Source organism: Streptomyces sp. NPDC033174, assembly GCF_055577795.1.
On sequence record NZ_JBVIPQ010000005.1, the window covers coordinates 286,416 to 311,705 of the forward strand.

The window sequence follows — 25,290 nt, forward strand, 5'->3', positions numbered from 1 at the left end:
GGTGGGCCGGCGTTACGGCCTGCGCGGACCATGGGTGCTGCGGGGGGCCGATCTCGGTCTCACCCCCGGCACCCTGGTCCGTGTCGAGGGCACCAACGGCGCCGGCAAGTCGACCCTGCTGCGGCTGATCGCCGGTATCGACGCCCCCAGCGAAGGCACGATCACCGGCAGGCCCCGGCGCACCGCGTACGTCCCCGAACGCTTCCCGGCCGCTCTGCCCTTCACCGCGGCCGGATACCTGGTCCACCTCGGCCGGATCCACGGGCTGCGGCGGGCCGACGCGGCCGCCCGGGCCGCGCGGTGGCTGGAGCGGTTCGGCGCGGAGGGCCACGCCGGCACCCCGATGGCCGAGCTCTCCAAGGGCACCAGCCAGAAGGTCGCCGTGGCCCAGGCGCTGCTGACCGAGCCGGAGTTGCTGGTCCTCGACGAGGCCTGGACCGGTCTGGACACGGCGGCCCGCGACGAGCTGGACCGCGCGGTCGGCCGGCGGGTCGCGGCCGGGGGCACGGTCGTCTTCGTCGACCACGACCCGCGCCGGCTCGCGGGCCGTGCCGACGCGGTGTACACCCTCGAACGCGGCCGACCGCTGCGGCGGAACCCGTCCGCAGGGCCCCCGGCCGCGCGGGTCCGGATCGTGGCCTCGGGCGCGGTACTCCCCGAGGGGCTGCCCGGAGCGCCTTCGTATGCTCCCGGCCCGGGCGGCACGGCGGTCCTCACGGTGGAGGACACCCACTCCGACGCGGTGCTGCGCGCCCTGCTGACGGCCGACCCACCGTGGCGCATCCACGCGCTCGGAGCGGCGCAGGACCGCACCGAAGAAGAGACAGCCGACCGCGCGCCGGACGAGGGGGCCGTCCGATGACACCGCTGGTCCGCTATCAGACGGCCCTGCTCCTGCGCTCCCAGCGATGGCCGGCACCCTTCCTGTTCTTCGTCGCCCTCCTCGGGATCGGTGTGCGCGGGGGCGAGCCGGTCCTCGGGTCCCTCGGCTACGCGAGCGCGCCCCTGGTGCCCGTCACCGCCTGGCTCGTGCGCGTCTGTCTCACCCAGGAGCCGCCCGCCGCGCGCACCGTGGTCGCCGCCGCTGCCGGAAGGGAGCGCGCCCACCTGGCCGCGGTGCTCGCCGCCGCAGGCTGCATGACGCTGCTCGCGGTCGTGTCGACGGCCGTCGTCACCGCCATGGGCGCGGCAACGTCGGCGGACTCGCAGCACCCGGTGCCGCGGCTGCCCGCCGGCCTCGCCGGCCTCGTCACGGCGGCCGTCTGCGTGCTGATCGGCGTGGCACTGGGCGCCCTGGGCTCCCGGCCCCTCGTCCGCGGCCGGGGCTGGTCGACGGCCGCGATCGCCGTCGGCTCGCTGCTCACGCTGGTGACGCCGGGATCGCCGGCGCAGTACGCCGTGACGGCGCTGGTCACCGGCTCGCACGCCGGCACCGTCGAGGTGCCCTGGCTCGCGCTCCCGGGCGCCGCCGCCGTGGCCGCCGGAGCCGTCGCCGTGGTCTGTCGGCTCACCGCCTGGCGGGACTGAGTACGCTCGAAGGTATGGACGAGAAGCAGAGGACGACGGACACGGCACCCGCGGGCGCGTACTGCGGTCCCGAGCCGGCCGCCGCCGAGCCGAAGCCCGCCGGCGGCCCGCCCTGGGCCGAGTGCGTCCTGTGCCGCGAGCCCACCGAGTACCCCGAGTCGACCAAGGGCATCACGCTCTGCCCGGTCTGCGAGTGGCGGGAGGCGGAGCGCACGGCCTGCTCGGGCTGATCAGCGCCCGGCCATCAGCTCGGAGACCTTGACGAAGCGGTAGCCCCGCCGCCGCAGCTCGGGCACGATCCGGTTGACGGCCTGCTCGGTGACCGGCGCGGCGCTGCGCGTGCAGTGCATCACGACCAGGGACCCCGGCTTCACGCCCGCGAGGACCTGGTCGGCCACCGCGTCCGCGTCCTTGGCGAAGGCGTCGCCGCTGACCACGTCCCACTGCACCGCGGTCACCTTCGCCGGGACGAGGGACCTCAGTGCCGCGTCGTCGTAGCAGCCGCCGGGAAACCGGAAGTACGGCACCACATTGCGCGCGCCCGCCTTGCGGAACGCCCCGAAGGCCCGCTGGACGTCCGCGGCCATCTCCTGTTCCTCCAGCACCGGAAGCCCGTAGCAGGGTGCCTTGAAGGAGTAGTGGCTGTAGGAGTGGTTGGCGATCTCGAAGTTCGGGTCGTTGCCGATCGCCTTGGCCTGCTCCGGGTACTCCTCCGCCCAGCGCCCGGTCATGAAGACGGTCGAGGGGACCTTGAGGCGGCGCAGCGTCCCGATCAGTGCCGGGTTGTCGAACCGCTCGCCGCCCGCCGCGCGGGGCCCCTGGTCCGCGGTCATGTCGGCGTCGAAGGTGAGCGCGACGACCTTGTCGGCCGCCCCCTTGGCTCCCCGCTCGAACACCGGCGTGAGCCCGGCGGGGCCCGGTGCCATGGTGGGCGGCGCCTTGGCGGGCGGCGCCTTCGGAGCGGCCTGCGACGGCCTTCCGGAGGGCGCACCGAGAGCCGTGGAAGGCGAGGCCACGCCCCCCGTCCCCACGCGCGCGCTGTCGGAGCCGCCCCCGCAGCCCACCAGAACGGCGCCCAGCAGAGCCAGCGCCGACATTTTTCGTACAGGAATGGTCACGTACGGAAAGTATCTGATCTATTTATTGGCTTGTATGACCGGCAGTACCGCCAACCGTGCGATCAGCCGTCCCCGTCCGTCAGCAGCCGTCTGCGGCACTCCTGCACATCGAAGTCGCCCGGCGGGTACGTCGGGTCGAGCTCCTCCAGATGTTCCAGGAGCAGCGTGCTGATGGCCCAGTTCCGGTACCACTTGCGGTCGGCCGGTACGAGGAACCAGGGGGCCGCGTCCGTCGAGCAGCGCTCCAGGGCGATTTCGTAGGCCTCCTGGTAGGCGGGCCACAGGGCCCGGTCCTCGAGGTCGCCCGGGCTGAACTTCCAGTGCTTCTCGGGGTTGTCGAGGCGTGCCAGGAGCCGTCGGCGCTGTTCCTCGTACGAGAGGTGCAGAAAGACCTTGACGATGGTCACGCCGTCGTCGGCGACGTACCTCTCGAACTGGTTGATCTGGCCGTAGCGGCGCTCGACCAGCGAGCGGGGGACCAGCTGCCGGACCCGGGGGACCAGCACGTCCTCGTAGTGCGAGCGGTCGAAGATGCCGATGGTGCCCGGCTCCGGAAGCTCCCGCATGACGCGCCAGAGGAAGGGGTGCCTGCGCTCCTCGGGCGTCGGGGCCTTGAAGGCCTTGATGCGGCAGCCCGACGGATTGAACAGACCGATCACATGCTTGACCGTGCCGCCCTTGCCGCTGGTGTCCATGCCCTGCAGGATCAGCAGCAGGCGCCTGCGGTCGCCCGCGGTGCTCGCCGCGTACAGCCGCTCCTGGAGCGCGGCGAGCCGCTCGCCCATCCGGGCGGTGGCGGCCAGTGCGGAGAGCTTGTCCGCCGGACCCGCCGGGAGGGCGTCGGCCGCGTACGAGGAGAGGTCGAGGCGCTCGCCCTCGGTGACGCGCAGGAGGTCACGGAGGGCCGGGGGCGGCTTCGGCTTCGCTCCCTTCCCCGCCCCGTTTCCCGCCCCGGCCTTCTTCTTCTCCCTCTTCTCGTTCTTCTCCTTCTTCGCCACTGGGCGCCCCTTCCGGTCCGTTCCCTCGCGCGTCCTTTCGATCGTGCGACGGAACGGGGCGGGCCGCGAGCGCGGCACCCCCCCCGGGAGGGCCGCCTAGGTCAGCGCCACGGCCCGGTCACCGCGAAGGTGGTTCCGGGCGTATAGCAGTTGACGTACATGGTGTTGCCGTCCGGCGAGAACGTGACGCCCGCGAACTCGCCCCACTCGGGCGCGTCCGCGCCGGCCGGTGTGAGCGCCTGTGCGTTGCGCGCCATCGCGTACACCTCGCCCCGCTTCGTCAGCCCGAACACGTGCTGCGCGCCGTCGCCGTCCTCACACACCATCAGACCGCCGCTGGGCGCCAGGCAGATGTTGTCGGGGGACTCACCGGGCAGCTGGACGTCCGTGCTCGGCCCGAACACGACGACCAGCGTGAGACGCCGCCGGTCCGGTTCGTACCGCCACACCTGGCCGAAGTGGTCCGCTCCCGAACCGTCCTTGGACCGGGCGAAGCTGGAGACGAAGTACACGCAGCTGCCGCGCCAGTAGCAGCCCTCCAGCTTCTGGGCGTGGGTGATGCCCTTCGGGCCGAAGTCCTGCAGGCGGACGGGGGTTTGCACGGCCAGCGGGTCCGGTACGGGGACCCACTCGACGCCGTCGAAGCTCGCCCCGGTCTCCTGGACGACGGAGAGGTCGGCCACGCCCGGCACCCGCATCGCCTCCAGGGCGCCGCCCGCGCGCAGCGAACCGGTGCCGCCGAGCGGACGTTCGGGAAGGAAGCGGTAGAAGAGCCCGAAGGGCTTGTCGAAGGCGTCCTCGGTCTCGTACACGATTCCGCTGTGCGGGTCGACGGCGATCGCCTCGTGCTGGAAGCGCCCCATCGCGGTGAGCGGCACGGCCCCGGTACGGTGCGGGTCGACCGGGTCCACCTCGAAGATGAAGCCGTGGTCCTTGGTGTAGCCGTTGGTGCCGGCCCGGTCCTCGGTCTCCTCGCAGGTGAGCCAGGTGCCCCACGGGGTGGGCCCGCCCGCGCAGTTGACCGCGGTGCCCGCGATGGCCACCCGTTCACGCAGGACGTTGTTGCGGCCGTCCAGCTCGAGCGCCGTACAGCCGCCCTTGCCCATCGGGTCGTAGGTGAGCCCCTCGACCGTGGGGACGCCGATCTTCCCGGTGACCCGGTTCTCGTGGTTGCGGACCAGGTGAACGCATCCGCGGCGGCCCGCGAAGGCCCCCATGCCGTCGTGGTTGCTCGGGACCCTGCCCTCGCCGGAGCGCAGTGGGTCGCCCTCCCTGGAGAGGACCTTGTAGTGGAAGCCGCGGGGGAGATCGAGCAGTCCGGCCGGGTCCGGGACGAGGGGACCGTATCCGGCATGGCCCCGGGCGGCGGCCGTTCCGGCGAAGAGCTCGGAGAAGGCCCCGGCGAAGGCGACACCGGCGACGGACGCGCCGGTGCGGGCCAGGATCTGACGTCGTGTTGCGGACATGTGGCAACTCCCTGTTGGCAGACAGGATGTGACCCGCATGTGTGTATCACGCAGGGTGCTGACGCGTGAACCATGCGGGCCACGTTGCCTCATGTGGCGTGAGGGTCAGACGAGCTTGGCGGTCAGCGTGATCTTCGTACCGGCGAGGGCCTGGCTGACGGGGCAGTTCTTCTTGGCGTCCTCGGCCGCGGCCTGGAACGCCTCCTCGTCGAGGCCCGGAACCTCTCCCTCGACCGTGAGGTGGCTGCCGGTGATGCCGGTGCCGGGCTGGAAGGTGACCTCGGCCTTGGTCGTCAGCCGGGTCGGCGGGGTGCCGGCCTTGGCGAGGGCGCCCGAGAAGGCCATGTTGAAGCAGCTGGAGTGGGCGCCCGCGATCAGCTCCTCCGGGCTGGTCTTGCCATTGGCCTGCTCGGCCCGGGCGGGCCAGGAGACCGGGTACTCACCGATGCCGGAGGAGTCGAAGGTGACGACGCCCTTGCCCTGGAGGAGGTCGCCCTCCCAGACGGTGTGCGCCTGACGCGTGGTGGCCATGATGGTTCCCCTTCACAGATGGATTGGTCCCAACCGGCCCCAACCTACTGGCCCACGAGGCCCTTCGCGTCGCGCGCCAGCGCGGTGAGCCGGGAGATCGCCCGGAAGTACTTCTTGCGGTACCCGCCCTTCAGCATCTCTTCACTGAAGAGCCGGTCGAAGGGCCGGCCGGAGGCGAGCACGGGCACCTCGCGGTCGTACAGGCGGTCGGCGAGGACGACCAGCCGCAGCGCGGTGGACTGGTCGGGTATGGGCTGGACGTCGGTGAGGCAGACCGCGGTGACGCCGTCGGTCAGCGCGCCGTACCGGCTGGGGTGGACCCGTGCGAGGTGCTCCAGGAGGTGCGGGAAGTCGTCGAGGCTGGCGCCGGGCGTGGCGTACGCGGCCTTCGCCACCTGCTCGTCGCTGTACGGCGCGGGCGCTTCGGGCAGCCCCCGGTGGCGGTAGTCCTCGCCGTCGATCCGGAGCGGCCGGAAGTGGGCCGAGAGGCCCTGGATCTCCCGCAGGAAGTCCGCGGCGGCGAACCGGCCTTCGCCGAGCTTGCCGGGGAGCGTGTTGGAGGTGGCCGCCAACGCGACGCCCGCCTCGACGAGCTTGCCGAGCAGCGTGGACACGAGGACGGTGTCGCCCGGGTCGTCCAGCTCGAACTCGTCGATGCACAGCAGCCGGTGCCCGCTGAGGGTCCTGACCGTCTGCTGGAAGCCGAGCGCGCCGACGAGATTGGTCAGCTCCACGAAGGTGCCGAAGGCCTTCAGCGACGGCTCGGCGGGGGTGGCGTGCCAGAGGGAGGCCAGCAGATGGGTCTTGCCGACGCCGTAGCCGCCGTCCAGATAGACGCCGCGCGGGCCGGTGGGCTCCGCCGGCTTCCGGGCGAACCAGCGGCGCTTGCCGGAGCCGCTGGCGTGGGCGCCGCCCAGTCCGCCCGCGAAGGAGGCGAGCACCTTCACGGCGTCGGTCTGGCTCGGCTGGTTCGGGTCCGGGATGTACGTGTCGAAGCGCACGGAGTCGAAGCGCGGCGGCGGCACCATCTCCGCGACCAGCCGGTCTGCGGGGACGTGCGGCTCACGGGCGCACAGGGACAGGGGAGCCGCTTGGGTCATGGCAGGGGTCGACACAGTTCCCCACTGTAAGCGCCGTGTCAGACTGCACGGATGCGACGCCTGTTCCCTGTGACCGACCTGACAGCGACCGGCCCGGCGGTGGCCGGCACCGATTCCGGGGACCGGGAGTGGTCCCTGGACGAGCTGGCCGACGCCTACGCGTATCCGGAGGGCCCCTGGCTGCGGGCCAACATGGTCTCCACGCTGGACGGAGCAGCCCATCACGACGGCCGCTCCCAGCCGATCTCCTCCGAGACGGACATGCGGATCTTCGGCACCCTGCGGGCGCTGGCCGACGTGGTGATGGTCGGCGCCGAAACGGTCCGGCTGGAGGGCTACCGCCCGGCCCGTGCGCGCGAGGCCTTCGCGGCCCGCCGGGAGGCCGCCGGACAGGGGCCGGCGCCCGCGATCGCCGTGGTCAGCGCCTCGCTCCGGCTGGACTTCTCGCTGCCGCTGTTCACCGAGCCGCTGGTGCCGACGCTGGTACTGACCGGGGCCGCCGCGCCCCAGGACCGGATCCGGGCCGCCGAGAGGGCGGGCGCGGAGGTGGTGATCGCCGGGGACGGGCCCGGAGTGGACGTGGCCCGTGCGGTACGGGAGCTGGCCGCCCGCGGGCTGCGCCGTCAGCTCACCGAGGGCGGCCCGCGGCTGCTCGGCCAGCTGGTGGCGGCCGAGGCGCTGGACGAGCTGTGTCTGACCGTCGCGCCGATGCTCACGGCGGGGGACGCGCAGCGGATCGCCGGAGGGCCGTCGGTGACGGTTCCGGCGCGGTTCGCGCTGGGGTCCGTACTGGAGGAGGCCGGGTTCCTTTTCACCCGCTACCGTCAGATCTGACAAGTGGCGGAATTTGCCGTTCCGCTTAGCTTCCGCTGGGCACACTTACCCTGCAGACCCCGTGCGGGCACGGGGAAGGATGGTTTCCGCAGAAGGGCTCACGCAGTGTTCACTAGCGTTTTGATGATCGAGAAGCCCCTGTCGCCCGTCGACGTGGAGTTCGTCACCACCCTGCACGGCGACGAGAGGGTCTCCTTCATCGTGCTGATGCAGCCCCGCGGCGACCAGGCGGACGTCCTCCTGCGCGCCATCGACGACGTGGCCCTGGGCGAGCTGAAGGAGGCCGCCCGGGAAGGCGAGGAGCCGGAGGGCAAGGAAGCCCGGGTCCCGGCGGAGGCCGCCCTCGAACACTCCCTCCAGGCCCTGCGGGACGCGGGCTGCGAGGCCGTGGGCCAGGTCGTCGAGGACCACCCGCTGAGCCGACTGAAGGCCGTGGTCGAGGAGTCCGACGCCGACGAGGTGATCGTCCTGACGGCCCCGCACTACGTGGAGGAGTTCTTCCACCGCGACTGGGCCTCCCGGGCCCGTCACAAGGTCGGCGTGCCGGTCCTGAAGCTCTTCGCCCACGGCGAGCAGCTCGCCGAGTAGCTCTCCGGGGGCGGCCCCGCCGAAAAGAGACTCCGCCGCCCCGCCGACGGCCCCGAGGCCGGGTCCGGCCCCCGTCCCGGTGGCGCGTCCCGGCGTCCCGGCCCCGAGGAATTAGGCTGGGACTCTCATGTACGTCGCACCCCGGGGAGACACACGCATGGCACCCGCCATCCCTGCCGCCATGGAACGGCCGCACTTCATCGGCATCGGCGGTGCCGGAATGTCGGGCATCGCGAAGATCCTCGCCCAGCGCGGCGCGAAGGTCGCCGGCAGCGACGCCAGGGAGTCCGCGACCGCCGACGCGCTGCGGGCCCTCGGGGTCACCGTCCACATCGGCCACGCGGCCGCCCACCTCGCCGACGACGCCACCTCGGTCGTCGTCTCCAGCGCCATCCGCGCCGACAACCCGGAGCTCGCCCGCGCCGACGAGCTCGGCATCCCGGTCGTGCACCGGTCCGACGCGCTCGCCTCGCTCATGACCGGCCTGCGCTCCATCGCCGTGGCCGGCACCCACGGCAAGACCACCACCACCTCCATGCTCGCCGTCGCCCTCGGCCGGCTGGACCTGAGCCCCTCGTACGCCATCGGCGGCGACCTCGCGGGCCCGGGCACCAACGCCCTCCACGGCGACGGCGAGATCTTCGTCGCCGAGGCGGACGAGAGCGACCGCAGCTTCCAGAAGTACGACCCCGAGGTCGCCATCGTCCTCAACGTCGAGCTGGACCACCACGCCAACTACGCCTCGATTGACGAGATCTACGAATCGTTCGAAGCGTTCGTGGCGAAGGTCCGCCCCGGCGGCACCCTCGTCGTCGGCGAGCACGCGGGCGCCCGCGAACTGGCCGCCCGGGTCTCCGCCCGCGAGGGGCTGAACGTCGTCACCGTCGGCGAGTCCGAGGGCTCCGACGTGTGGATCCGCCGGATCACCCCGAAGGGCATGACCAGCGAGGTCTCCGTCGTCATGGACGGCGTCGAGCACACCTTCACCGTCTCCGTCCCCGGCCGCCACTACGCCCACAACGCCGCCGCCGCGCTCGCCGCGGGCTCCCGCGTCGGCATCGACACGGCCGAGCTGGCCCAGGCCCTCACCGCGTACACCGGGGTCGGCCGGCGCCTCCAGCTCAAGGGCGAGGCCGCGGGGGTCCAGGTCATCGACTCGTACGCGCACCACCCCACCGAGATGACCGCCGACCTGGAGGCCATGCGCGGCGCCGCCGGAGCCGCCCGGCTGCTCGTCGTCTTCCAGCCCCACCTCTTCTCCCGCACCCAGGAGCTCGGCAAGGAGATGGGCCATGCCCTGGCCCTCGCCGACGCCTCCGTGGTCCTGGACATCTACCCCGCGCGCGAGGACCCGGTCCCCGGTGTCACCAGCGCGCTGATCATCGACGCGGCCCGCGCGGCCGGCGCCGACGTCACCGCCGTCCACGACAAGGACACCGTGCCGGACGCGATCGCGGGAATGGCCGAGCCCGGAGACCTGGTTCTCACCATGGGCGCGGGCGATGTCACGGACCTCGGTCCCACGATCCTCGCCCGCCTGTCGAGCTGAGGAGCATGTGATGGCGTACGACATCGAGAAGCCGGACGAGCAGTGGCGGGCCGAGCTGACACCGGAGGAGTACCACGTCCTTCGCGAGGCCGGCACCGAGCGGGCCTTCGTCGGTGAGTACACGGACACCAAGACCAAGGGGGTCTACTCCTGCCGGGCGTGCGGCGCGGAGCTCTTCACCTCCACGACGAAGTTCGAGTCCCACTGCGGCTGGCCGTCCTTCTACGACCCGAAGGACTCCGACGCGGTCGAGCTGATCGAGGACCGCTCGCACGGGATGAGCCGCACGGAGGTGCGGTGCGCGCGGTGCGGGTCGCACCTCGGCCATGTCTTCGAGGGCGAGGGCTACGGCACCCCGACGGACCAGCGGTACTGCATCAACTCGATCTCGCTGCGGCTCACCGCCGACGAGGCCTGAGCCCGCGCGCTCCACGACGGCCCCCGGTCACTTCGGTGACCGGGGGCCGTTCGGCAGCCAGAAGCAGGCGGCCGCGAGGAGCGCCGTCGCCGCCGAGCCGGTGAGGACGGGGACATTGCCGAGCCAGGCGGCGAGCGCCCCGCCGGACAGGGCGCCGACCGGGACGGTCGTCAGCAGGGCCGCCTGCACGAACCCGGCGACCCGGCCCTGGAGGCGGTCCGGGGTCACCAGCTGCTGTGTCGTCGTCATGGAGATCGCCCAGACGGTGGCCGTGAGCCCGAAGAGCAGCTGGTACGCGAGGAGCGCCGGGAAGGCGAGACCGAGGGAGGCGGCCGGGACCAGGAAGATCGCCGCGGCCGCGCCCACCGAGCAGATCCGCGTCGCCCGGTACAGCCCGATGGTCGCGGCGAACCGTCCGGCCAGCAGCACCCCGAGGACGGTGGCGACGCTGAACGTCGCGTAGACCGTCCCCAACTGCCAGGCGGGCAGCGCCAGATCACGGCTGGCGTAGAGCACGAACAGCGCGTCGGCGGACCCGCTGCCGAGATTGAACCCCGCGCCCGCGAGCACCTGCCGCCGCAGCATCGGCTCGGCGCGGACGATCGCGAGACCCTCGCACAGGCCGGACAGCCGGGGGCTGTCGCGGGCGGCACGTTCGGCGGCGCTCTCGCCCGGCGTGTCCAGGGCCGCCGGGAGGGCGAGCAGCAGTACCGCCTCGACGGCGTACGCGGCGCTGCCGGCCAGCAGCGCCTCCGACGCGCCGGCGAGGCCCACCAGGACACCGCCGAGGGCCGGACCGCCGATCTGGCCCGCCGTACGGGCCCCGGTGAGTGCGGAGTTGGCCGCAAGGAGCTGGTCCGCCCGGACGACCCGGGGCAGCGCCGCCTGCAGCGCCACCGCGAGCGTCCAGGTCAGGGCGCCCGAGGCGGTCGCCACCGCGTACAGATGCGGCCAGGTCAGCTTCCCCAGCGTGGCGGCCGCCGGGACGGAGCCGACCACGACCACCTGGAGGGAGGTGAGCGCGACGGTGAGGCTGCGCAGCCGGGCCCGGTCGGCGAGGACCCCGGCGAACGGGCTCAGTACGGCTCCGGGGAGATAGGTCAGCGCCAGCAGCGCGGCCGCCCCGAAGGGGCCCGCGTCGAGCCGGGTCACGGCCAGCAGCGCCAGCGCCAGCGCGGTGACCTGGCGCCCGACGGAGCTGGCCGTCTGCTCGGCGCAGAGCAGCAGGAAGGGGCGGTGCCGGCGCAGCGCGCGCGGGCCGACAGGCCCCCCGGGGGAGTGGCCGGGGGAGCCGCGCGCGAGGGACCGGGCCGATGAGGCCTCGGAGGGGGAGCTCACGTTCAGACGCTCGTGCAGGGGACGGGCCACTGCCGCAGTCGTGGGGGCAGGGCGACCGCCCAGCCTCCGCTGATCAGAGCCAGCCGCTCGTCCGCCAGCAGCCCGACGGCCTCCCGCCCCCCTTCGTCGAGATCGTCCAGCGCCGTGGGCTCGAGGACGGTGAGGAAGGCGTCGAGCAGCAGGGGCTGGTCCAGGGTGAAACGCGCCGACTCCAGCCGCTCCCTGCGGTCCATCACCGTGACGAAATCGGGCCCGTGCCGGTGGTAGAGCAGCCCGTAGGCGTGCCCCGACCGCCACTCGGCGCTCCAGGCGGGCTCCCCGGGCCTGGGCGCCGGCGGTGGCAGATGGCGCAGGAGTCCGGGGGCGAAGGGCAGCTCGGCCGTGTCCGGGAGCCAGTCCACGGTCAGCGCGTGACTCTGGCACTCGCGCAGGAACCGCACCGCGCCCACCGCGTGGCGACCGCCCGCGCCCAGCGGCAGCGGATCCTCCACGACGACCCGCCGGCCCTCGAGCCGGTGCGGCGGGGCGGACGGCGGCAGGGCAAGGGGCGGCGACATGGTGGTCATACGGTCACGGCCTCCGCCTCGTCGACGCGTACCGGGGTGTTCCGGAGCGGCAGCGACACGTACGACCGCCCGTCGAAGTACAACAGCCCCAGGGACACCCCGTCCCCGAGCCACCGCGCGAGCACCTCGGGCGGTGCCCCCTGGCCGGCCTCGGTGAGCAGCCGGTGGAGCGCCGCTTCGGTCCGGCCGTGCTCCAGGTGCCGGAACGCGGCCGCCTCCCAGCCGGTCAGCCGGTGCGTACGGCGCGGCCAGCCGCGGCGCCGGTCGTGCAGGAGCAGCGTCCCGTCCCCCTCCTCCTCCAGGACCAGGCTGGAGAAGGCGTGACCGGTGTGCCAGTCCTGGACGGCCTGCTTGAGCCGCTCCTCGGTCCTGCCGCCGATCCCGAGCGGCGGGGTGTCGAAGAGATAGACCAGATCGGCCAGTTCCTCGTCCGGGAGGTCGTAGACATGGCCGTACATCTCGGCGGGGCGCCGTTCGGCGAAGCCGAGGGCGGGGTTGGCGAAGTTGGGGCTGAACCGCTCCAGCTGGATCCGGAACGCGCCGCCCGGCGGCTGGAGATGGACCAGCGCCGGCATCTGGTCGATGACGGACGTGTAGTCGTCCGCCGTCTCGTCCGGAAAACCGTAGAGGTAGTTCCAGGTGCAGGTGAGCGAGTGGTTCGCGCACTCCCGGAGCGTGCGGACGTTGCGGGAGCCGCTCACTCCCTTGTCCATCAGGTCGAGGACCCGGTTGTTGAGGCTCTCGATCCCCGGCTGGATGTGCACCGCTCCGGCCCTGCCCAGCAGCTCCAGCTGGTCCGCGGTGAGATTGGACTTGACCTCGTAGTGCATCCGCAGATCCCAGCCGCTGTCGGCGGCGCGCGGCAGGAAGTCCTTGAAGTAGGACATGTCGATGATGTTGTCGACGGTGACGACGTCGAGGAGGCGGTGGCGCCGGACCAGACGGTCGATCTCGTTCCACAGCCGCTCGCCGGGCTTGGCGCGGAAGGCCATCGCCGAGCCGTTGAGACCGCAGAAGGTGCAGTGGTGCTTCTCGCCCCACCAGCAGCCCCGCGCGCCCTCGACCACCAGCTTGGGATGGACGTACTCGGCCACCGGGGAGGCGTCGAGCGCGGACTGCCACAGGTCGTAGTCGGGCGAGGCGATGTCTCCGGGGGCCACCGTGCGCCGCGTCTCCTCGTTCGCCCGCGAGACGCCGCCGTCCCACCAGCACAGCCCGGGTACGTCCACGGGCGGGGTGGAGCGGTCGAGATGGGCCAGCAGGGCGGGGAACGCGTACTCCCCCTCGCCGCGGACCACATGGTCGACGAAGGGATGGTTGCGGTGCAGGGCGTGCCCCATCGGCCCGTCGCAGTTGCTGCCGCCGAACACCACGGTGACGCCGGGGCGGCGGCGTTTGAGCTCGGCCGCGAGCGCGAGGGAGGACACGTTCTGCATGAACGTGCTGGTGAATCCCACGACCTCGGGGTCGTCGCCGAGGATCTCCGACGCCGTGCGGTCGATGAACTCCGCCGCGTGGACCCGCATCGCGGTGGCCTTCTCGATGGAGATGTCGCGCCGGCGGGCGTACGCGGCGAGCCGCTCGACGCCCCAGTCGGAATCCTCGTAGAGCACGCCCGAGAAGACCCAGTCCCCGAGCCCGTCGAAGATCGAGTCACTGCCCACGGCCACATGGTCACCGGGGCGGATGCGGCCCCCGGAGCGCTCCAGCAGGAACTCGGCCCAGCGCAGGGAGCCGTGGAACTCGCGGACCTCGTCGTCGGGCCGGGTACGGCTCAGCAGGGAGTGGAGCAGACCGATCTGCAGCGAGGGCAGTTCGACCGGCTGCCACGGCATGGTCACCAGATGGACGCGCATACCGTCTCCCCGCCCGTTCCCCCACCAGCGACGCGGGGCGGCCGCCGACACGCGACCGGCGCCCGCCCACGCCCGCTCAGGGCGTCGGTCGCTTGTCGATGGTGTGCCGCTCGCGGTTCTTGGCCTCCTCCTCGCGGACCACCACCTTCTTGATCTCCGGCTTGACGCGGGTGTCGTCCTCTGGTGCCCTGTCGCTGTCCATGGTTTCCCTCCCATGCCTCAAGTCCGTTGACCGTAAGCGCAGTTACCAGTGGTACGCAAGGGGCGGCCGAGTGGGGGAGGTTCCGGTTCAGGCCCCCCACAGCGCGTCCAGGCCGCCCAGCCGCAGAGTCGTCCAGTGCTCCTCGATCAGCACGCACACCAGGTCGCGCGCGGCGGTGGTGAGGTCCTCGGGCGGACCCGGCAGCGGCACCGCCACCGGTGGCCGCCCCAGCCGCACCGGATTCCACACCCACAGGTTCTCGTCCTCGCCGGCGCCGACGATCAGGTCCTGGCCGTCGTGGTGGAGTGTGGCCCAGTGAGTGAGGGCGCAGGGCAGGGTCAGCTCGGCCGTCGAGCCGAACAGTCCCAGGGCGTGGAGGCTCATGACCGGGCGCCCCCGCCCGCCGGAGACGACGGCGAGCCGCGCGTCCCGCTGTCCGCAGAGCACCACGAGCGGAGGCAGGGACTCGGGGCGGGGGCCGAAGCCCAGGGCCGCGATCTCGCGGGCCTTCGCGATGGGGGTGCCGGAATGGAGGTGTACGACGCCCGCCCGGTCGACCCGCACGAACTGGAGCTTCCCGCTCGGCCGGATGAACGGCACGAGTTCGGAACGGGCCCCCTCCGACGGGTCGTAGAACGTCTCCACCTCCCCGTTCTTCCGCCAGATCAGCGCCCGCCAGCCCGATCGGTGGGAGTTCACGACCAGCACTGCGGTCCGGCCCGGGTTGGACACCGCCCGCAGCGATCGCAGGTCGCCCCTGGCCCAGGACACGCAGTACCGGACCTGGGGGGAATCGATCTCCTTACCCGTCCGCGCGTCCACGAACCACCCGCGCGAGTGCTCGCTTCCCCCAGCCAGGACCGGCTGCCCGTCCGGCAGGACCAGCGCCGCGATCCGCGTGCTCAGCCTGGACCCGACCTGGCAGACCAGGCGTCCGGCGCCGTCGAAGGTCGTCAGCCGCAGCCCGTCGCGGGCTCCCACCACAACCAGCGACCATTCGAGACCCTCCGCCGGAGGCAGGGCGACGACACGGCGCGCACGGCGCAGATCGTAGTCCGGCTGATCGGGGGGCCCGCCCCGGTCCGCGTCCCAGAGTCTGACGGTGCCGTCCCACCCCGCCGACGCCAGCAGCCGGTCGCCCCGGCCCGTGCTGAGCGCGGTCAGCGCGTAGGCACTGCCCCGCAGGAGCCCGAGCGTCCTGAGGTCGTCCTTCTGTTCCGCAACGCTCACCTGGGCGCCCAGCGCGCTCTCCGCCGTCTCCTGGTCGGCGCTCAACGCCATCCGGCTGTTCAGCTGCCGGACCGGCGCCCCCGTGACAGGGTCGACGATCCGGATCCGGGAGGCCCGGCCGGCGATCGCCAGCAGCCTTCGGCCCTGCGAGACGAACGGCACCAGGGCCCTTACGCGGCCCACCAGACCCGGCACGGCGTGGACGGCGGTGCCGCACTCCACGTCCCACACCCGGACCGTGCCGTCCTCCGCCCCCGAAACCGCCAGCACCCGCCCGTCCGCCGCTTCCAGGCAGCTCAGGGCGTACACGGGTGTGATGTGTCCGTGCATCCCCCCGGCCGGCTCCCGGGCATCGACGTCCCAGCGGCGGACCGTGCAGTCGGCGCCCGCGGACAGCACCAGGCGGCGGCCGTCGGGCAGTACGGCCGCCGCCAGCGCCGCCACCGGCCCCAGGTGGCCGGGCAGGACCGTGGCGGACCAGGTCCGCGGATCCCACAGCCGCAGCCGCCGGTCCTTGCCCGCCGAGGCGAGCACCGGCGGCCCGCCGGTGTCGAGCCCGGCCAGCGCCTGCACGGTGTCGCTGTGCCCGCGCAGCACCGCGACCCGCTCGCCGTCCTCCAGATCCCAGACCAGGACGTCCTGACCGGCCGCGGCGGCCAGCAGCCGCCGGCCCCGCGCGTCGGTGAGTCCGGCCAGCGCGGTCACCGTGGTCGCCGCCCCGGTGAGCACCCGCCGCGTCTCACCGGTGTCCGGGTCCCACACCCGTACGGTCGTGTCCCCGCCCGCCGAGGCCAGCAGCTCGCGTCCGTCCGGCGCACGGCACACCGCGAGGGCCATCACCGGTCCCGAGTGGCCGCGCAGCCCGACGCTGAAATCGTCCGGCACCGCCGACAGCGCCTCCACCGTCACCGGTAGCGCCTCGCGCCCCTGGAGCCAGTGCAGCAGTGACGGCTCCTCCGCCAGGGCCGTCATCCGGAGGGTGCGCAGCCGCGCCGCCGGGTCGAGCGGTACGAGCCGGGGCGCGGCCCGCAGGTACAGCCGGGCGACCGGCGAGGAGAAGCGGTCCGGCAGGGAACGGACCGCCGCCTCCGTGCGGGTGGGATCGGCACACATGAGGAATCCCAGCTCGCGCAGGACCCTCGGCAGGAGCCCTCCCGCCAGCGCGTGCGCCGCGACGTGCCGGGGCAGGTAGGGGTGCGCCCGCTCCCAGGAAGCCGGGTCCGGGCCGCCCACCGTCGCCAGCAGCGCCCGGGCGATACGGGTCTGGGCGTCGTCGGGGGACAGCGCCCTGAAGTGGTCGATGAGCGACTGGTGGTAAAGCCGGTACACGGTCTGGCCCGACTCGCCCGCCTCGACGAGATGGAAGCCGGCGTGCTCGAGTACCCAGGTGATGTCCCGGTCGGTGTACACCCGGCCGTCGTCGGAGAGCACTGTCGCCAGCACCGGCCACAGATCCCGGCGTGGCAGCCCCGCGCCCTCCGCCCAGGCCAGCGGCCGCAGCAGATCGCGGACCCGCCCGGGATCGGCGATCCGGGCGAACTCCTCGTCCAGTACAGCTGTCAGGCCGCCCGCCAGCAGCCGCTCCAGGCCCCCGTCCGGGACGTCGCCGTCGGCGAGGGAGGTGAGGACGGCCCGGGTCGCGACCCGGGCGTACAGAAAGATTCCCCGGCTCGCCCGGGCGACCCTGGCAGCCCAGGCGCGTGCCTCCGTGTCGCGGCCCCGAAGGGGTGAGCCCTCGGCGCCGAGCAGTCGGCGCAGGGCGTACGCGGCCAGGTCGGCGTCGCTCCCCGGCTCGTCGTCGAGCACGGCCGTCTCGTCCGGGGACAGGGCCTGCAGCAACGGGCCGCTGTCCTGGACGTGTTCCCCGCCGCCGGCGCGGTGGGGCCTGGTGCCGACCAGGACGCGCACCCGCGGCAGATCGGCGAGCGGACGCAGCAGGTCCGCGGCGATCGCCACCGCCTCGGCCGGCTTGGCCTCGTCGAGTCCGTCCAGGACCACGGCGACCGGGCGGCGGAGCTCGCCGACCTGCTGGACGACCTGCGGGGCGCGCAGCCGGCCGTCGTGAGGAACGGGCAGCCGCAGCGCGTCGACGAGCGCGCGCAGACAGTCGTCCAGGGTCTTGTTGCGGCACGTCAGCGCGATGTCGACGCAACCCAGCGTCGGCAGCGCGCCGTTCGGGGTGTCGACGAGGGCGCCCTCCGCCTCGGCGATGGCCCGCAGATTCGGGTCCGAGAGCGTGGCGATCCGGCCGAGCAGCGCGGACTTGCCGGTGCCGGGCGAACCGGTGACCACGAACAGCCCGTGGTCGGCCCGGTCCAGCCAGCCCGTCAGCCGCCGGAGCAGCCGGTCGCGGCCGCAGAAGTACCAGCCGGTCTCGCCCACTTCGATGCCCCGGGCCGAGAGCACCAGATGCTGGTCGATGCCCGAGGCGCGCAGCCGCCGCAGCCGCTTGGTCTCCACGTCCTCGTCGGGGATGACGGCCGCACCCGGATGCAGCGGATTGCGCAGCGCGGGCACGGGCGCGCCCCGGGCGATGTACGCAGTCCGCCCGTCCCGTTCGGCCATCATGCGGGACATCACGTCCGCGAGCTCGTCCGAACGGATGGTCCGGTCGTGCTCTGTCCAGCGCCGGTCCTCCGGGCCCAGCCGCACCACCTGGTTCAGCGCCTCCGCGAACACCCCGTCCTCGGCGCTCTCGTACCCGCAGGCGGAGGCGATCACCGCGAAGCGGCGCTCGGCGCCCGCGTGGCTGCTGTGGTCGATCACCCGGCCGATCTCGGTGGCGATCCTGGACGCGGCGGCGCCGCTCGCGCAGCAGTCGAGAAGGACCAGCACCTCACCGAACTCCTGGTTGACCAGGAAGCGGGCGAGCGCGGTCGCGGACACGGCGTTGAAGCCGTCGAGCCGGGAGGAGGGCGAGTCCCCGGTCACCAGGAAGTGTTCGTCGGCGTCGACGCAGCCGTGCCCCGTCCAGTACAGGACGAGCCGGTCGCCCGAGCCTCGCCAGGCCTTCAGCCGGCCGACGATGTGGGACCAGGCGCCGCCCTCAGCGAGCTCGGCCAGCTCGTGCCCGTACCCGAGAGAGGCGAACAGCTCCCGTAACCGGCCCACGCTCTCCGGCACATGGGTCAGCGGCGGCCAGCCGCCGTCCCGGTACCCGCCGACTCCGACCGTGACGAAGCGCGCGTCGTCGCTCCCGCTGTGCCCGCCGTACGGTGACATCGCCGTGCGCTCCCCGTGGCCGTCCTCACGCCTAGCATGAATACCAACGCCAACCAGCCGGAATAGTAAGGCGAATGGGCCAGCGAGGGGGATCGGTGCCGACATCTCAGGTGGCGGATCTGGTGGTCGTACTGCCCGGCATCATGGGCAGTGTCCTGGCACGTGACGGGAGTGAGCTGTGGAACCACACGGCCGCCGTCACCGGCAGGCACGCCCTCGGCGGGCTCCGGGAACTCGACGCGCTCGCCCTGCCACCCGGCACCGGCGACGAGGACCCCGGCGACGGCGTCGAAGCCGTCGGCCTCATCCAGGGGCTGCACATCCTGCCCGGTGTCTCCGCCATCGACGGCTACGGCACCCTGATCGGCTTCCTGCGGCGCCGGCTGGGCCTGTCGTCCGAGAACGGCCGGCTGCTCGCATTCCCGTACGACTGGCGCGTGTCGGTGCGCCTTTCGGCGCGGCGGCTCGCGGCCCGGGTGGAGCCCGCCCTGGCCCAATGGCGCGCCCGGAGCGGCAACCCGGACGCCCGGCTGGTGTTCATCGCCCACTCGATGGGCGGTCTCGTCGCCCGTTACTACCTCGACGTGCTGGGCGGCGCCCCTCTGGCCCGCTCGCTGATCACGATCGGCACGCCCTACCGGGGCTCGGTCAACGCCCTCGACTCCCTCCACCACGGGGTCGCCCCGCGCCTCGGCCGGCTCTCCGCCCCGCTCACCCGGCTCGCGCGCTCGATGCCGTCCCTGCACCAACTCCTGCCGACCTGGCGGTGCGTGGCCGACGGTGACGGCGGCCGGGCCGGCCTCGCCGCCGTACCCCTGCCCGGCGCGGACGCCGGCCTCGTCGCCGACGCGCTGCGGCTGCACGACGAGCTCGACACGGCCACGTCGGACGGCTACGCCCTCCATGTCTTCGGCGGCTACCGGCAGCCCACCGGCCAGTCCGCCCTGCGCACCGGCGACGGGCTGCGCAGCAGCCGCGAGCTCGACGGCACGGACCACCGGGGCGACGGAACGGTGCCCCGCTTCTCCTGCTTCCCGCCTCAGCTCACCGACGACTCCACCGTGCGCTTCTTCGCCCAGAAGCACGGCGCGCTGCAGAACGAGCGAGCGCTGCTGAACCAGATCGAGGCCATCCTGACCGCCCGTGACCCGCGCCGGTTCCTCGACGGCGCACGGGAGTTGTCCGTCGACGTGCCCGAGATCGCCGACGGTGCGCGCTGCCCCGTCGAGGTCACGGCCCAGGACGGCCGGCTCGTCCTGGTCGCCACCGCCGAGGACGTGGAGACCGGGACGGTGGCGGTGCGCCGGAGCCTGCGCAACCGGGGCGAGGGCCGGTACGGCGCCGACATCACGCTCCCCGGCCCCGGCACCTGGCGCGTCGTCATCGGCGACCCGGTGAACCGGGGGAGGGTCCACGAGGTCAGCAGCATCGTGCTCACCGCCGGGTGACCGCGCCCGGCCGGGGCCCGCGGGGAGCCGGCGGTCGGGTCGGCCGCGGCAGATCCCGCGGAGAGCCGGGCGGTCAGGCGGGCTGGAGCAGGTCCCAGCGGTTGCCGTAGAGGTCCTCGAAGACCGCCACCGAGCCGTACGGTTCGTGGCGCGGCTCCTCCAGGAAGCGGACTCCGGCCGCGAGCATCCGGGCGTGGTCGCCGGCGAAGTCCGCGGTGTGCAGGAAGAAGCCCACCCGCCCACCGGTCTGGGCGCCCACGCTCGCCGCCTGCGCGTCGTCCCCGGCGCGGGCCAGCAGCAGTCCCGTACCGCCCCCCTCGCCGCGCGGCCGCACCACCACCCAGCGCGAGCCGTCGCCCCTGTCGGTGTCCTCGACCAGTTCGAAGCCGAGGGCGTCGGTGTAGAAGGCGATGGCCTCGTCGTAGTCGCGCACGACGAGAGTGATCAGGGCGATGAAGGACATGTGTCAACGTTATACGTATGACTAGGGTGCGGCAACCAAGGCGGGCTCCTGCTCGCCGGCTGGAACAATGGCGCCCATGGACCCGCAGCTGCTCGCCGAGCTCACCGGACGCGCGCGGCGGCTCGCCGTGCCGGGACGCCGCCGCATCCTGGGGCTGGCCGGGGCACCCGGCGCCGGGAAGTCCACCCTCGCCGCGCGACTGGCCGAACGGCTCGACGGGCTCGCCGCCCTCGTCCCCATGGACGGCTTCCACCTCGCCAACGCCGAGCTGGACCGCCTCGGCCGCGCCGGCCGCAAGGGCGCCCCCGACACCTTCGACGCCGCCGGATACGCGGCCCTGCTCGCCCGCCTGCGTGCCCCCGAGCCCGGCACGACCGTCTACGCCCCCGCCTTCGACCGGTCCCTGGAGGAGCCGGTCGCCGGCAGCATCCCGGTCCAACCCGGCACTCCGCTCGTCATCACCGAGGGCAACTACCTCCTCCACGGCGAAGGGCCCTGGGCGCACGTCCACCCCCTCCTCGACGAGGTGTGGTTCCTCGAGCTGGACGACCGCCGCCGCGTCCCCCGGCTCGTCGAACGCCATGTGCGCTTCGGCAAGGAACGCGGGCACGCCGAGCGCTGGGTCAGGGAGTCAGACGAGGCCAACGCCCGCCTCGTGGCGCGCGGCCGGGACCGCGCCCACCTGGTCGTCACGATGAGCTGAGCCCGCGCGGGCCTTCACCGTGGTCCCCACCACACCGGTGCGGCGGCCGACATGCCCTCGGTAGGCTCGGGGCAAGTGTTCACCAGCTGAAGCGGTGACGAGGGAAGGCAGCGACGTGGGACTGTTCCGGCGCGGGCCGAGGCGAGACAGCAGCGACGCACCGAGGGACCCCGAGTTCTCGTTCTTCTCCGAGGCCGAGGGCGGCCGCTTCCGCGGGCAGGTCCGCGAGGCCTTCGCCGAGCGCGGTCTCGAAGTCACCGTGTACGCGGACGTGGTGACCGACGACGCGGGGCGCCAGTTCGGGCTGGGGAACCTGGCCGCCGTGTGCCACAACGACCAGCGCGGGCCCCGGGTGTGGCCCGACCTCACCCGGCAGCACGTCGGGATGGTGCTGCGCACCATGGACGCCCCGTCCGCGCTGGAGACCCTGCCGCCCGAGCAGATCCGTGCCCAGCTCTATCCCCGGGTCGTCAGCGGCGACGGGCTCAACCGGGGGACCTTCGGCTACGCCCGCCCGGTGGCGCCGGGGCTGTACGAGATCCTCGCGCTCGACCTGCCCGAGAGCGTCATGATGCTCACCGACGAGGCCCTCGAGCCGCTCGGCGACCTCCAGCAGCTGCGCGACCGGGCCCTGAACAATCTGCGCGGGCTCCCCGTCGAGGGACACGAGACCGTCAAGGACTCCGACGGCATGCGCTTCGAGGTGCTCCTCGGCGACTCCTTCTACACCGCCAGCCGGGTCCTCGCCCTGGACGAGGTCGTGCGCCAGGTCACCGGGCAGCACGTGGGCGACCACGGGGTACTGGTGGCGCTCCCGTTCCGCCATCAGCTGGCGTTCCATGTCATCCGTGACATGGCGATGGTGCCGGCGCTCAGCGCGATGGCGTCCTTCGCCGCCTCCGGCTACCAGGACACCCCGGGCGCCATCAGCCCGTACGTCTACTGGTGGAGGGCCGGTACGCTCACCCAGCTCAGTGACCGGGACGAGGACGGCGACGGGATGCGGATCGTCGTCGGGGACGACTTCCAGGACCTGCTGGAACTGCTGCTGGCCCGGGAGGGCGACGGCGGCTGAGTCGCCCCCCGCCGGCCACGGGGGCAGGATGCTGTACGTCGAGCGTCGAGGAGGAGCTCCATGCCCAGCACGACCGTGCCGTCCGACGCCGTGCCGCCGGAACCCGCGCCCTTCACCGCCGAGGACTACCGTGCCCGGATGACCCGCGCGGCCGAGTCGGCCGCCGAGGCCGGGCTCGCGGGAGTCCTCGTCTCCCCGGGCCCCGACATGGTGTACCTGACGGGCTACCAGCCGACCGCGATCACCGAGCGGCTCACGCTTCTCGTCCTGGCGGCCGGGCGGCAACCGGTGCTCGTCGTCCCGGCGCTGGAGGCGCCGGACGCGGCGAAGGCACCCGGCGCGGTCGCCCTCACCCTGCGTGACTGGACCGACGGGAAGGACCCGTACGACCTCACCGCCCGGCTGCTCGACGTCGACGGCAGGTTCGGCGTCAGCGACAACGCCTGGGCGATGCACCTCCTCGGGCTCCAGAAGGAGCTGCCCGACAGCTCGTACGTGTCGCTGACCGAGGCGCTGCCGATGCTGCGTGCCGTGAAGGACGCGCACGAGCTGGAGCGGATCGAGGCGGCGGGCCTCGCCGCCGACGAGGCCTACGGCGAGATCCTCAAGGTGCGCTTCTCCGGCCGCAGGGAGACCGAGGTCGCCGCGGACCTGGCCGCTCTGCTGCTGCACTTCGGCCACTCCCAGGTCGACTTCACCGTCGTCGGCTCGGGCCCCAACGGGGCCAATCCGCACCACGAGGCCGCAGACCGTGTCATCCAGCACGGTGACATGGTGGTCCTCGACTTCGGCGGCCTCAAGTACGGCTACGGCTCCGACACCACCCGTACCGTCCATGTCGGCGAGCCCACCGCCGAGGAGCAGCGCGTCCACGACGTCGTCCGCGCGGCGCAGCAGGCCGGGTTCGACGCGGTCGAGGCGGGAGCGGCCTGCCAGGCCGTGGACCGGGCCGCGCGCGAGGTGATCACCGAGGCCGGGTACGGCGACTACTTCATCCACCGCACCGGCCACGGCATCGGCGTCACCACCCACGAGCCGCCGTACATGATCGAGGGCGAGGAGCAGCCGCTCGTCCCCGGCATGTGCTTCTCCATCGAGCCCGGGATCTATCTGCCGGGCCACTTCGGCGTCCGGATCGAGGACATCGTCACCGTCACCGAGGAGGGCGGCCGCCGCTTCAACAACACCTCGCGCCAGATGGCGATCGTCGACTGATCCGCACGGCCTCCCGGACGGGTCCTCAGCGGTGCTCAGCCGTCCGCGAGGATCACGGACGACTCCGGCGCGAGTGTCAACACGCCCTTGGCGTCCGGAGGTTCAGTCGGATCCCAGGAGGTCAGGACGCGCCCTCCGCCGCCCAGGGGGATCCGGGCCGGATCCTTGGCGAGGTTCACCGCGACCCGTACGTCTCCGCGCCGGAACGCCAGCCAGCGCGCCGACTCGTCGTAGGCCACCCGTACCGCCGCCAGGTCCGGATCCGTCAGGTCCGGCTGGGTGCGGCGCAGGGCGATCAGCTCGCGGTACCAGGCCAGGAGCCGGGCGTGCGGCTCCCGCTGCCGCTCGGCCCGGTCCAGGCAGGAGCGGTCCCGGGTGGCGGGGTCCTGTGGGTCCGGGACGTCCTCCTCGGCCCAGCCGTGCGCGGCGAACTCCCGCCGCCTGCCCTCCCGTACGGCCCGCGCCAGCTCCGGATCGGTGTGGTCGGTGAAGAACTGCCAGGGCGTCCCCGCTCCCCACTCCTCGCCCATGAACAGCATCGGAGTGAACGGCCCGGTCAGCACCAGCGTGGCCGCACAGGCCAGCAGGCCCGGCGAGAGGCCGGCCGAGAGCCGGTCTCCGAGCGCCCGGTTGCCGATCTGGTCGTGCGTCTGGGCGAAGCCGACGAAGCGGTGCGCCGCCGTCTTCGCGAGATCCACGGGGCGGCCGTGCGTGCGGCCCCGGAAGCTCGAATACGTCCCGTCGTGGAAGAAGACGCGGCCGAGGGTCTTGGCCAGGGCGGCGAGCGGCGCGCGGGCGAAGTCGGCGTAGTAGCCCTGGGACTCGCCGGTCAGCGCCGTGTGCAGGCCGTGGTGGAAGTCGTCGTTCCACTGGGCGTGCAGCCCGAGGCCGCCGGCCGCGCGCGGCGCCGTCGTCGCGGGATCGCACCGGTCGGACTCGGCGATCAGGAACAGGCTCCGGTCCTGCTCCGCCGCGAGGGCGTCGACCGCGGCGGACAGCTCCTCCAGGAACGTCAGCGCGCGGGTGTCGGCGAGCGCGTGGACGGCGTCGAGCCGCAGCCCGTCGACGCGGTAGTCGCGCATCCAGGCGAGCGCGCTCTCCAGGAGGTAGGCGCGGACCTCGTCGGAGCCGGGGGCGTCGAGGTTCACGGCCGCGCCCCACGGCGTGTGGTGCGTGTCGGTGAAGTACGGACCGAAGGCGGGCAGGTGATTGCCGGACGGGCCCAGGTGGTTGTGAACCACGTCCAGCACGACCCCCAGCCCGAGCCCGTGGGCCGTGTCGACGAAGCGCATGAGTGCCTCGGGCCCGCCGTACGGCTCGTGCACCGCCCACAGCGACACACCCTCGTACCCCCAGCCGTGACGCCCCGGAAACGGGCACAGCGGCATCAGTTCCACATGGGTGATGCCCAACTCCACCAGCTCGCCGAGGTGTTCGGCGGCGGCGTCGAGGGTGCCCTCGGGCGTGTACGTGCCGATGTGCAGCTCGTACAGCACGGCGTCCCGCAGTCCGGGAAGGCTCGCCGCCGAGGGGTGGCGCCACACGTACGCGCCCGGGTCGACGACCGCGCTGAGACCGTCCGGGCCGTCCGGCTGACGGCGCGAACGGGGGTCGGGCAGCACCGGACCGCCGTCGAGCGAGAAGCCGTACCGCGCGTCCCCGCCCGCCCCCTCGCCGGCCTCCGCGTGCGAGACCCACCAGCCGTCCCGCACCGGATCCCGCTCCAGCGGATGGTCCGAACCGTCGAGCCGCAGCACCACCCGGTCCCGGGCGTGCGGCGCCCACACCTCGAAGAGCACTGGCGAATCCCTTCGTCGTCTCGTCCCATCCTGCAAGGCGGGGC

General features: G+C 73.1%; 23 protein-coding genes. 11 read left to right on the forward strand and 12 right to left on the reverse strand.

Translation table 11 applies throughout. From position 1 onward, the window contains the following. The first annotated feature begins 1 nt into the window (after nt 1). From ACZ5VC_RS18095 to ACZ5VC_RS18105, 3 genes are read left to right on the forward strand one after another with little or no spacing between them, the layout of a single operon-like run. On the forward strand, nt 2-862 hold the full coding sequence (locus tag ACZ5VC_RS18095; protein WP_469121016.1) for an ABC transporter ATP-binding protein: 861 nt from the start codon (nt 2-4) through the stop codon (nt 860-862). Beyond that, on the forward strand, nt 859-1,527 hold the full coding sequence (locus tag ACZ5VC_RS18100) for an ABC transporter (RefSeq protein ID WP_469121017.1): 669 nt from the start codon (nt 859-861) through the stop codon (nt 1,525-1,527). Before ACZ5VC_RS18095 ends, ACZ5VC_RS18100 begins: the two co-directional genes overlap by 4 nt. Before the next feature lie 14 nt (nt 1,528-1,541). Continuing rightward, nucleotides 1,542-1,757 carry a hypothetical protein gene (locus tag ACZ5VC_RS18105; protein ID WP_468704259.1) on the forward strand — a complete coding sequence of 72 codons (216 nt, stop codon included), beginning with the start codon at nt 1,542-1,544 and terminating at the stop codon, nt 1,755-1,757. On the opposite strand, the gene ACZ5VC_RS18110 is transcribed toward ACZ5VC_RS18105, so the two are convergent. The 5 genes from ACZ5VC_RS18110 to zapE form a co-directional block, all read right to left on the reverse strand. Continuing rightward, nucleotides 1,758-2,624, reverse strand: coding sequence for a polysaccharide deacetylase family protein (locus tag ACZ5VC_RS18110; protein ID WP_469121318.1), 867 nt, complete (start codon nt 2,622-2,624; stop codon nt 1,758-1,760). Between the two features lie 83 nt (nt 2,625-2,707). After that, on the reverse strand, nt 2,708-3,535 hold the full coding sequence (locus ACZ5VC_RS18115) for a PPK2 family polyphosphate kinase (protein WP_469121319.1): 828 nt from the start codon (nt 3,533-3,535) through the stop codon (nt 2,708-2,710). A gap of 209 nt (nt 3,536-3,744) precedes the next feature. Then, nucleotides 3,745-5,109, reverse strand: a complete 1,365-nt coding sequence (locus tag ACZ5VC_RS18120; RefSeq protein ID WP_469121018.1) for an alkaline phosphatase PhoX — start codon at nt 5,107-5,109, stop codon at nt 3,745-3,747. Nucleotides 5,110-5,214: 105 nt separating this feature from the next. Then, nucleotides 5,215-5,640, reverse strand: a complete 426-nt coding sequence (locus ACZ5VC_RS18125) for an OsmC family protein (RefSeq protein ID WP_468704252.1) — start codon at nt 5,638-5,640, stop codon at nt 5,215-5,217. 44 nt (nt 5,641-5,684) lie between these two features. After that, nucleotides 5,685-6,740 carry a cell division protein ZapE gene (gene zapE, locus ACZ5VC_RS18130; RefSeq protein WP_469121320.1) on the reverse strand — a complete coding sequence of 352 codons (1,056 nt, stop codon included), beginning with the start codon at nt 6,738-6,740 and terminating at the stop codon, nt 5,685-5,687. Nucleotides 6,741-6,791: 51 nt separating this feature from the next. Between zapE and ACZ5VC_RS18135 the strand changes: the two genes are divergently transcribed. The 4 genes from ACZ5VC_RS18135 (at nt 6,792) to msrB (ending at nt 10,129) form a co-directional block, all read left to right on the forward strand. Next, the gene (locus ACZ5VC_RS18135; protein WP_469121019.1) at nt 6,792-7,574 is read left to right on the forward strand and encodes a pyrimidine reductase family protein; all 783 of its coding nucleotides are present in this window, start codon (nt 6,792-6,794) and stop codon (nt 7,572-7,574) included. 105 nt (nt 7,575-7,679) lie between these two features. Continuing rightward, on the forward strand, nt 7,680-8,162 hold the full coding sequence (locus ACZ5VC_RS18140; RefSeq protein WP_469121020.1) for an indole-3-glycerol phosphate synthase: 483 nt from the start codon (nt 7,680-7,682) through the stop codon (nt 8,160-8,162). A gap of 157 nt (nt 8,163-8,319) precedes the next feature. Further along, entirely contained in the window at nt 8,320-9,711 is a 1,392-nt protein-coding gene (murC, locus tag ACZ5VC_RS18145; RefSeq protein WP_469121021.1) for a UDP-N-acetylmuramate--L-alanine ligase, read from the forward strand. Nucleotides 9,712-9,721: 10 nt separating this feature from the next. Then, nucleotides 9,722-10,129: a peptide-methionine (R)-S-oxide reductase MsrB gene (msrB, locus tag ACZ5VC_RS18150; protein ID WP_469121022.1), complete on the forward strand. Its 408-nt coding sequence runs from the start codon at nt 9,722-9,724 to the stop codon at nt 10,127-10,129. Nucleotides 10,130-10,156: 27 nt separating this feature from the next. Here msrB and ACZ5VC_RS18155 read toward each other — a convergent pair whose 3' ends face one another. The 5 genes from ACZ5VC_RS18155 to ACZ5VC_RS18175 all read right to left on the reverse strand — a co-directional run bounded on the left by ACZ5VC_RS18155 (nt 10,157) and on the right by ACZ5VC_RS18175 (nt 18,543). Beyond that, entirely contained in the window at nt 10,157-11,467 is a 1,311-nt protein-coding gene (locus tag ACZ5VC_RS18155) for an MFS transporter (protein WP_469121023.1), read from the reverse strand. Between the two features lie 2 nt (nt 11,468-11,469). Further along, on the reverse strand, nt 11,470-12,033 hold the full coding sequence (locus ACZ5VC_RS18160) for a DUF5825 family protein (RefSeq protein WP_469121024.1): 564 nt from the start codon (nt 12,031-12,033) through the stop codon (nt 11,470-11,472). Further along, entirely contained in the window at nt 12,030-13,889 is a 1,860-nt protein-coding gene (locus ACZ5VC_RS18165; protein WP_469121025.1) for a RiPP maturation radical SAM C-methyltransferase, read from the reverse strand. The genes ACZ5VC_RS18160 and ACZ5VC_RS18165 overlap by 4 nt, the downstream gene beginning before the upstream one ends. A gap of 76 nt (nt 13,890-13,965) precedes the next feature. Continuing rightward, nucleotides 13,966-14,091 carry a hypothetical protein gene (locus tag ACZ5VC_RS18170; RefSeq protein WP_468704236.1) on the reverse strand — a complete coding sequence of 42 codons (126 nt, stop codon included), beginning with the start codon at nt 14,089-14,091 and terminating at the stop codon, nt 13,966-13,968. Nucleotides 14,092-14,178: 87 nt separating this feature from the next. Further along, nucleotides 14,179-18,543 (reverse strand): AAA family ATPase, encoded by a 4,365-nt coding sequence (locus tag ACZ5VC_RS18175; protein ID WP_469121026.1) that lies wholly within the window; start codon nt 18,541-18,543, stop codon nt 14,179-14,181. A gap of 95 nt (nt 18,544-18,638) precedes the next feature. Here ACZ5VC_RS18175 and ACZ5VC_RS18180 point away from each other — a divergent pair, with 95 nt between their 5' ends. Further along, nucleotides 18,639-19,991 carry an esterase/lipase family protein gene (locus ACZ5VC_RS18180; protein ID WP_469121027.1) on the forward strand — a complete coding sequence of 451 codons (1,353 nt, stop codon included), beginning with the start codon at nt 18,639-18,641 and terminating at the stop codon, nt 19,989-19,991. A gap of 73 nt (nt 19,992-20,064) precedes the next feature. On the opposite strand, the gene ACZ5VC_RS18185 is transcribed toward ACZ5VC_RS18180, so the two are convergent. Beyond that, on the reverse strand, nt 20,065-20,454 hold the full coding sequence (locus ACZ5VC_RS18185; protein ID WP_469121028.1) for a VOC family protein: 390 nt from the start codon (nt 20,452-20,454) through the stop codon (nt 20,065-20,067). Between the two features lie 67 nt (nt 20,455-20,521). Here ACZ5VC_RS18185 and ACZ5VC_RS18190 point away from each other — a divergent pair, with 67 nt between their 5' ends. From ACZ5VC_RS18190 to ACZ5VC_RS18200, 3 genes are all read left to right on the forward strand, one after another. Further along, nucleotides 20,522-21,157: a nucleoside/nucleotide kinase family protein gene (locus ACZ5VC_RS18190; RefSeq protein WP_469121029.1), complete on the forward strand. Its 636-nt coding sequence runs from the start codon at nt 20,522-20,524 to the stop codon at nt 21,155-21,157. Between the two features lie 115 nt (nt 21,158-21,272). Continuing rightward, nucleotides 21,273-22,232 carry a DUF1444 domain-containing protein gene (locus tag ACZ5VC_RS18195; protein ID WP_469121030.1) on the forward strand — a complete coding sequence of 320 codons (960 nt, stop codon included), beginning with the start codon at nt 21,273-21,275 and terminating at the stop codon, nt 22,230-22,232. 60 nt (nt 22,233-22,292) lie between these two features. After that, the gene (locus ACZ5VC_RS18200; protein ID WP_469121031.1) at nt 22,293-23,447 is read left to right on the forward strand and encodes a M24 family metallopeptidase; all 1,155 of its coding nucleotides are present in this window, start codon (nt 22,293-22,295) and stop codon (nt 23,445-23,447) included. A gap of 35 nt (nt 23,448-23,482) precedes the next feature. Here the strand turns inward: ACZ5VC_RS18200 and treZ are convergent, their stop codons facing one another. After that, complete coding sequence (gene treZ / locus ACZ5VC_RS18205; protein WP_469121032.1) at nt 23,483-25,246, reverse strand: malto-oligosyltrehalose trehalohydrolase; 1,764 nt, start codon at nt 25,244-25,246, stop codon at nt 23,483-23,485. Nucleotides 25,247-25,290 lie beyond the last annotated feature (44 nt).

Coding starts and splice junctions, on each gene's coding strand:
- ACZ5VC_RS18100 (WP_469121017.1), top strand. CDS start 859: ATGACACCGCTGGTCCGCTATCAGACGGCCCTGCTCCTGCGCTCCCAG.
- ACZ5VC_RS18105 (WP_468704259.1), top strand. CDS start 1,542: ATGGACGAGAAGCAGAGGACGACGGACACGGCACCCGCGGGCGCGTAC.
- ACZ5VC_RS18110 (WP_469121318.1), bottom strand. CDS start 2,624: ATGTCGGCGCTGGCTCTGCTGGGCGCCGTTCTGGTGGGCTGCGGGGGC.
- ACZ5VC_RS18120 (WP_469121018.1), bottom strand. CDS start 5,109: ATGTCCGCAACACGACGTCAGATCCTGGCCCGCACCGGCGCGTCCGTC.
- ACZ5VC_RS18125 (WP_468704252.1), bottom strand. CDS start 5,640: ATGGCCACCACGCGTCAGGCGCACACCGTCTGGGAGGGCGACCTCCTC.
- zapE (WP_469121320.1), bottom strand. CDS start 6,740: ATGACCCAAGCGGCTCCCCTGTCCCTGTGCGCCCGTGAGCCGCACGTC.
- ACZ5VC_RS18135 (WP_469121019.1), top strand. CDS start 6,792: ATGCGACGCCTGTTCCCTGTGACCGACCTGACAGCGACCGGCCCGGCG.
- murC (WP_469121021.1), top strand. CDS start 8,320: ATGGCACCCGCCATCCCTGCCGCCATGGAACGGCCGCACTTCATCGGC.
- msrB (WP_469121022.1), top strand. CDS start 9,722: ATGGCGTACGACATCGAGAAGCCGGACGAGCAGTGGCGGGCCGAGCTG.
- ACZ5VC_RS18160 (WP_469121024.1), bottom strand. CDS start 12,033: ATGACCACCATGTCGCCGCCCCTTGCCCTGCCGCCGTCCGCCCCGCCG.
- ACZ5VC_RS18165 (WP_469121025.1), bottom strand. CDS start 13,889: ATGCGCGTCCATCTGGTGACCATGCCGTGGCAGCCGGTCGAACTGCCC.
- ACZ5VC_RS18170 (WP_468704236.1), bottom strand. CDS start 14,091: ATGGACAGCGACAGGGCACCAGAGGACGACACCCGCGTCAAGCCGGAG.
- ACZ5VC_RS18175 (WP_469121026.1), bottom strand. CDS start 18,543: ATGTCACCGTACGGCGGGCACAGCGGGAGCGACGACGCGCGCTTCGTC.
- ACZ5VC_RS18185 (WP_469121028.1), bottom strand. CDS start 20,454: ATGTCCTTCATCGCCCTGATCACTCTCGTCGTGCGCGACTACGACGAG.
- ACZ5VC_RS18190 (WP_469121029.1), top strand. CDS start 20,522: ATGGCGCCCATGGACCCGCAGCTGCTCGCCGAGCTCACCGGACGCGCG.
- ACZ5VC_RS18200 (WP_469121031.1), top strand. CDS start 22,293: ATGCCCAGCACGACCGTGCCGTCCGACGCCGTGCCGCCGGAACCCGCG.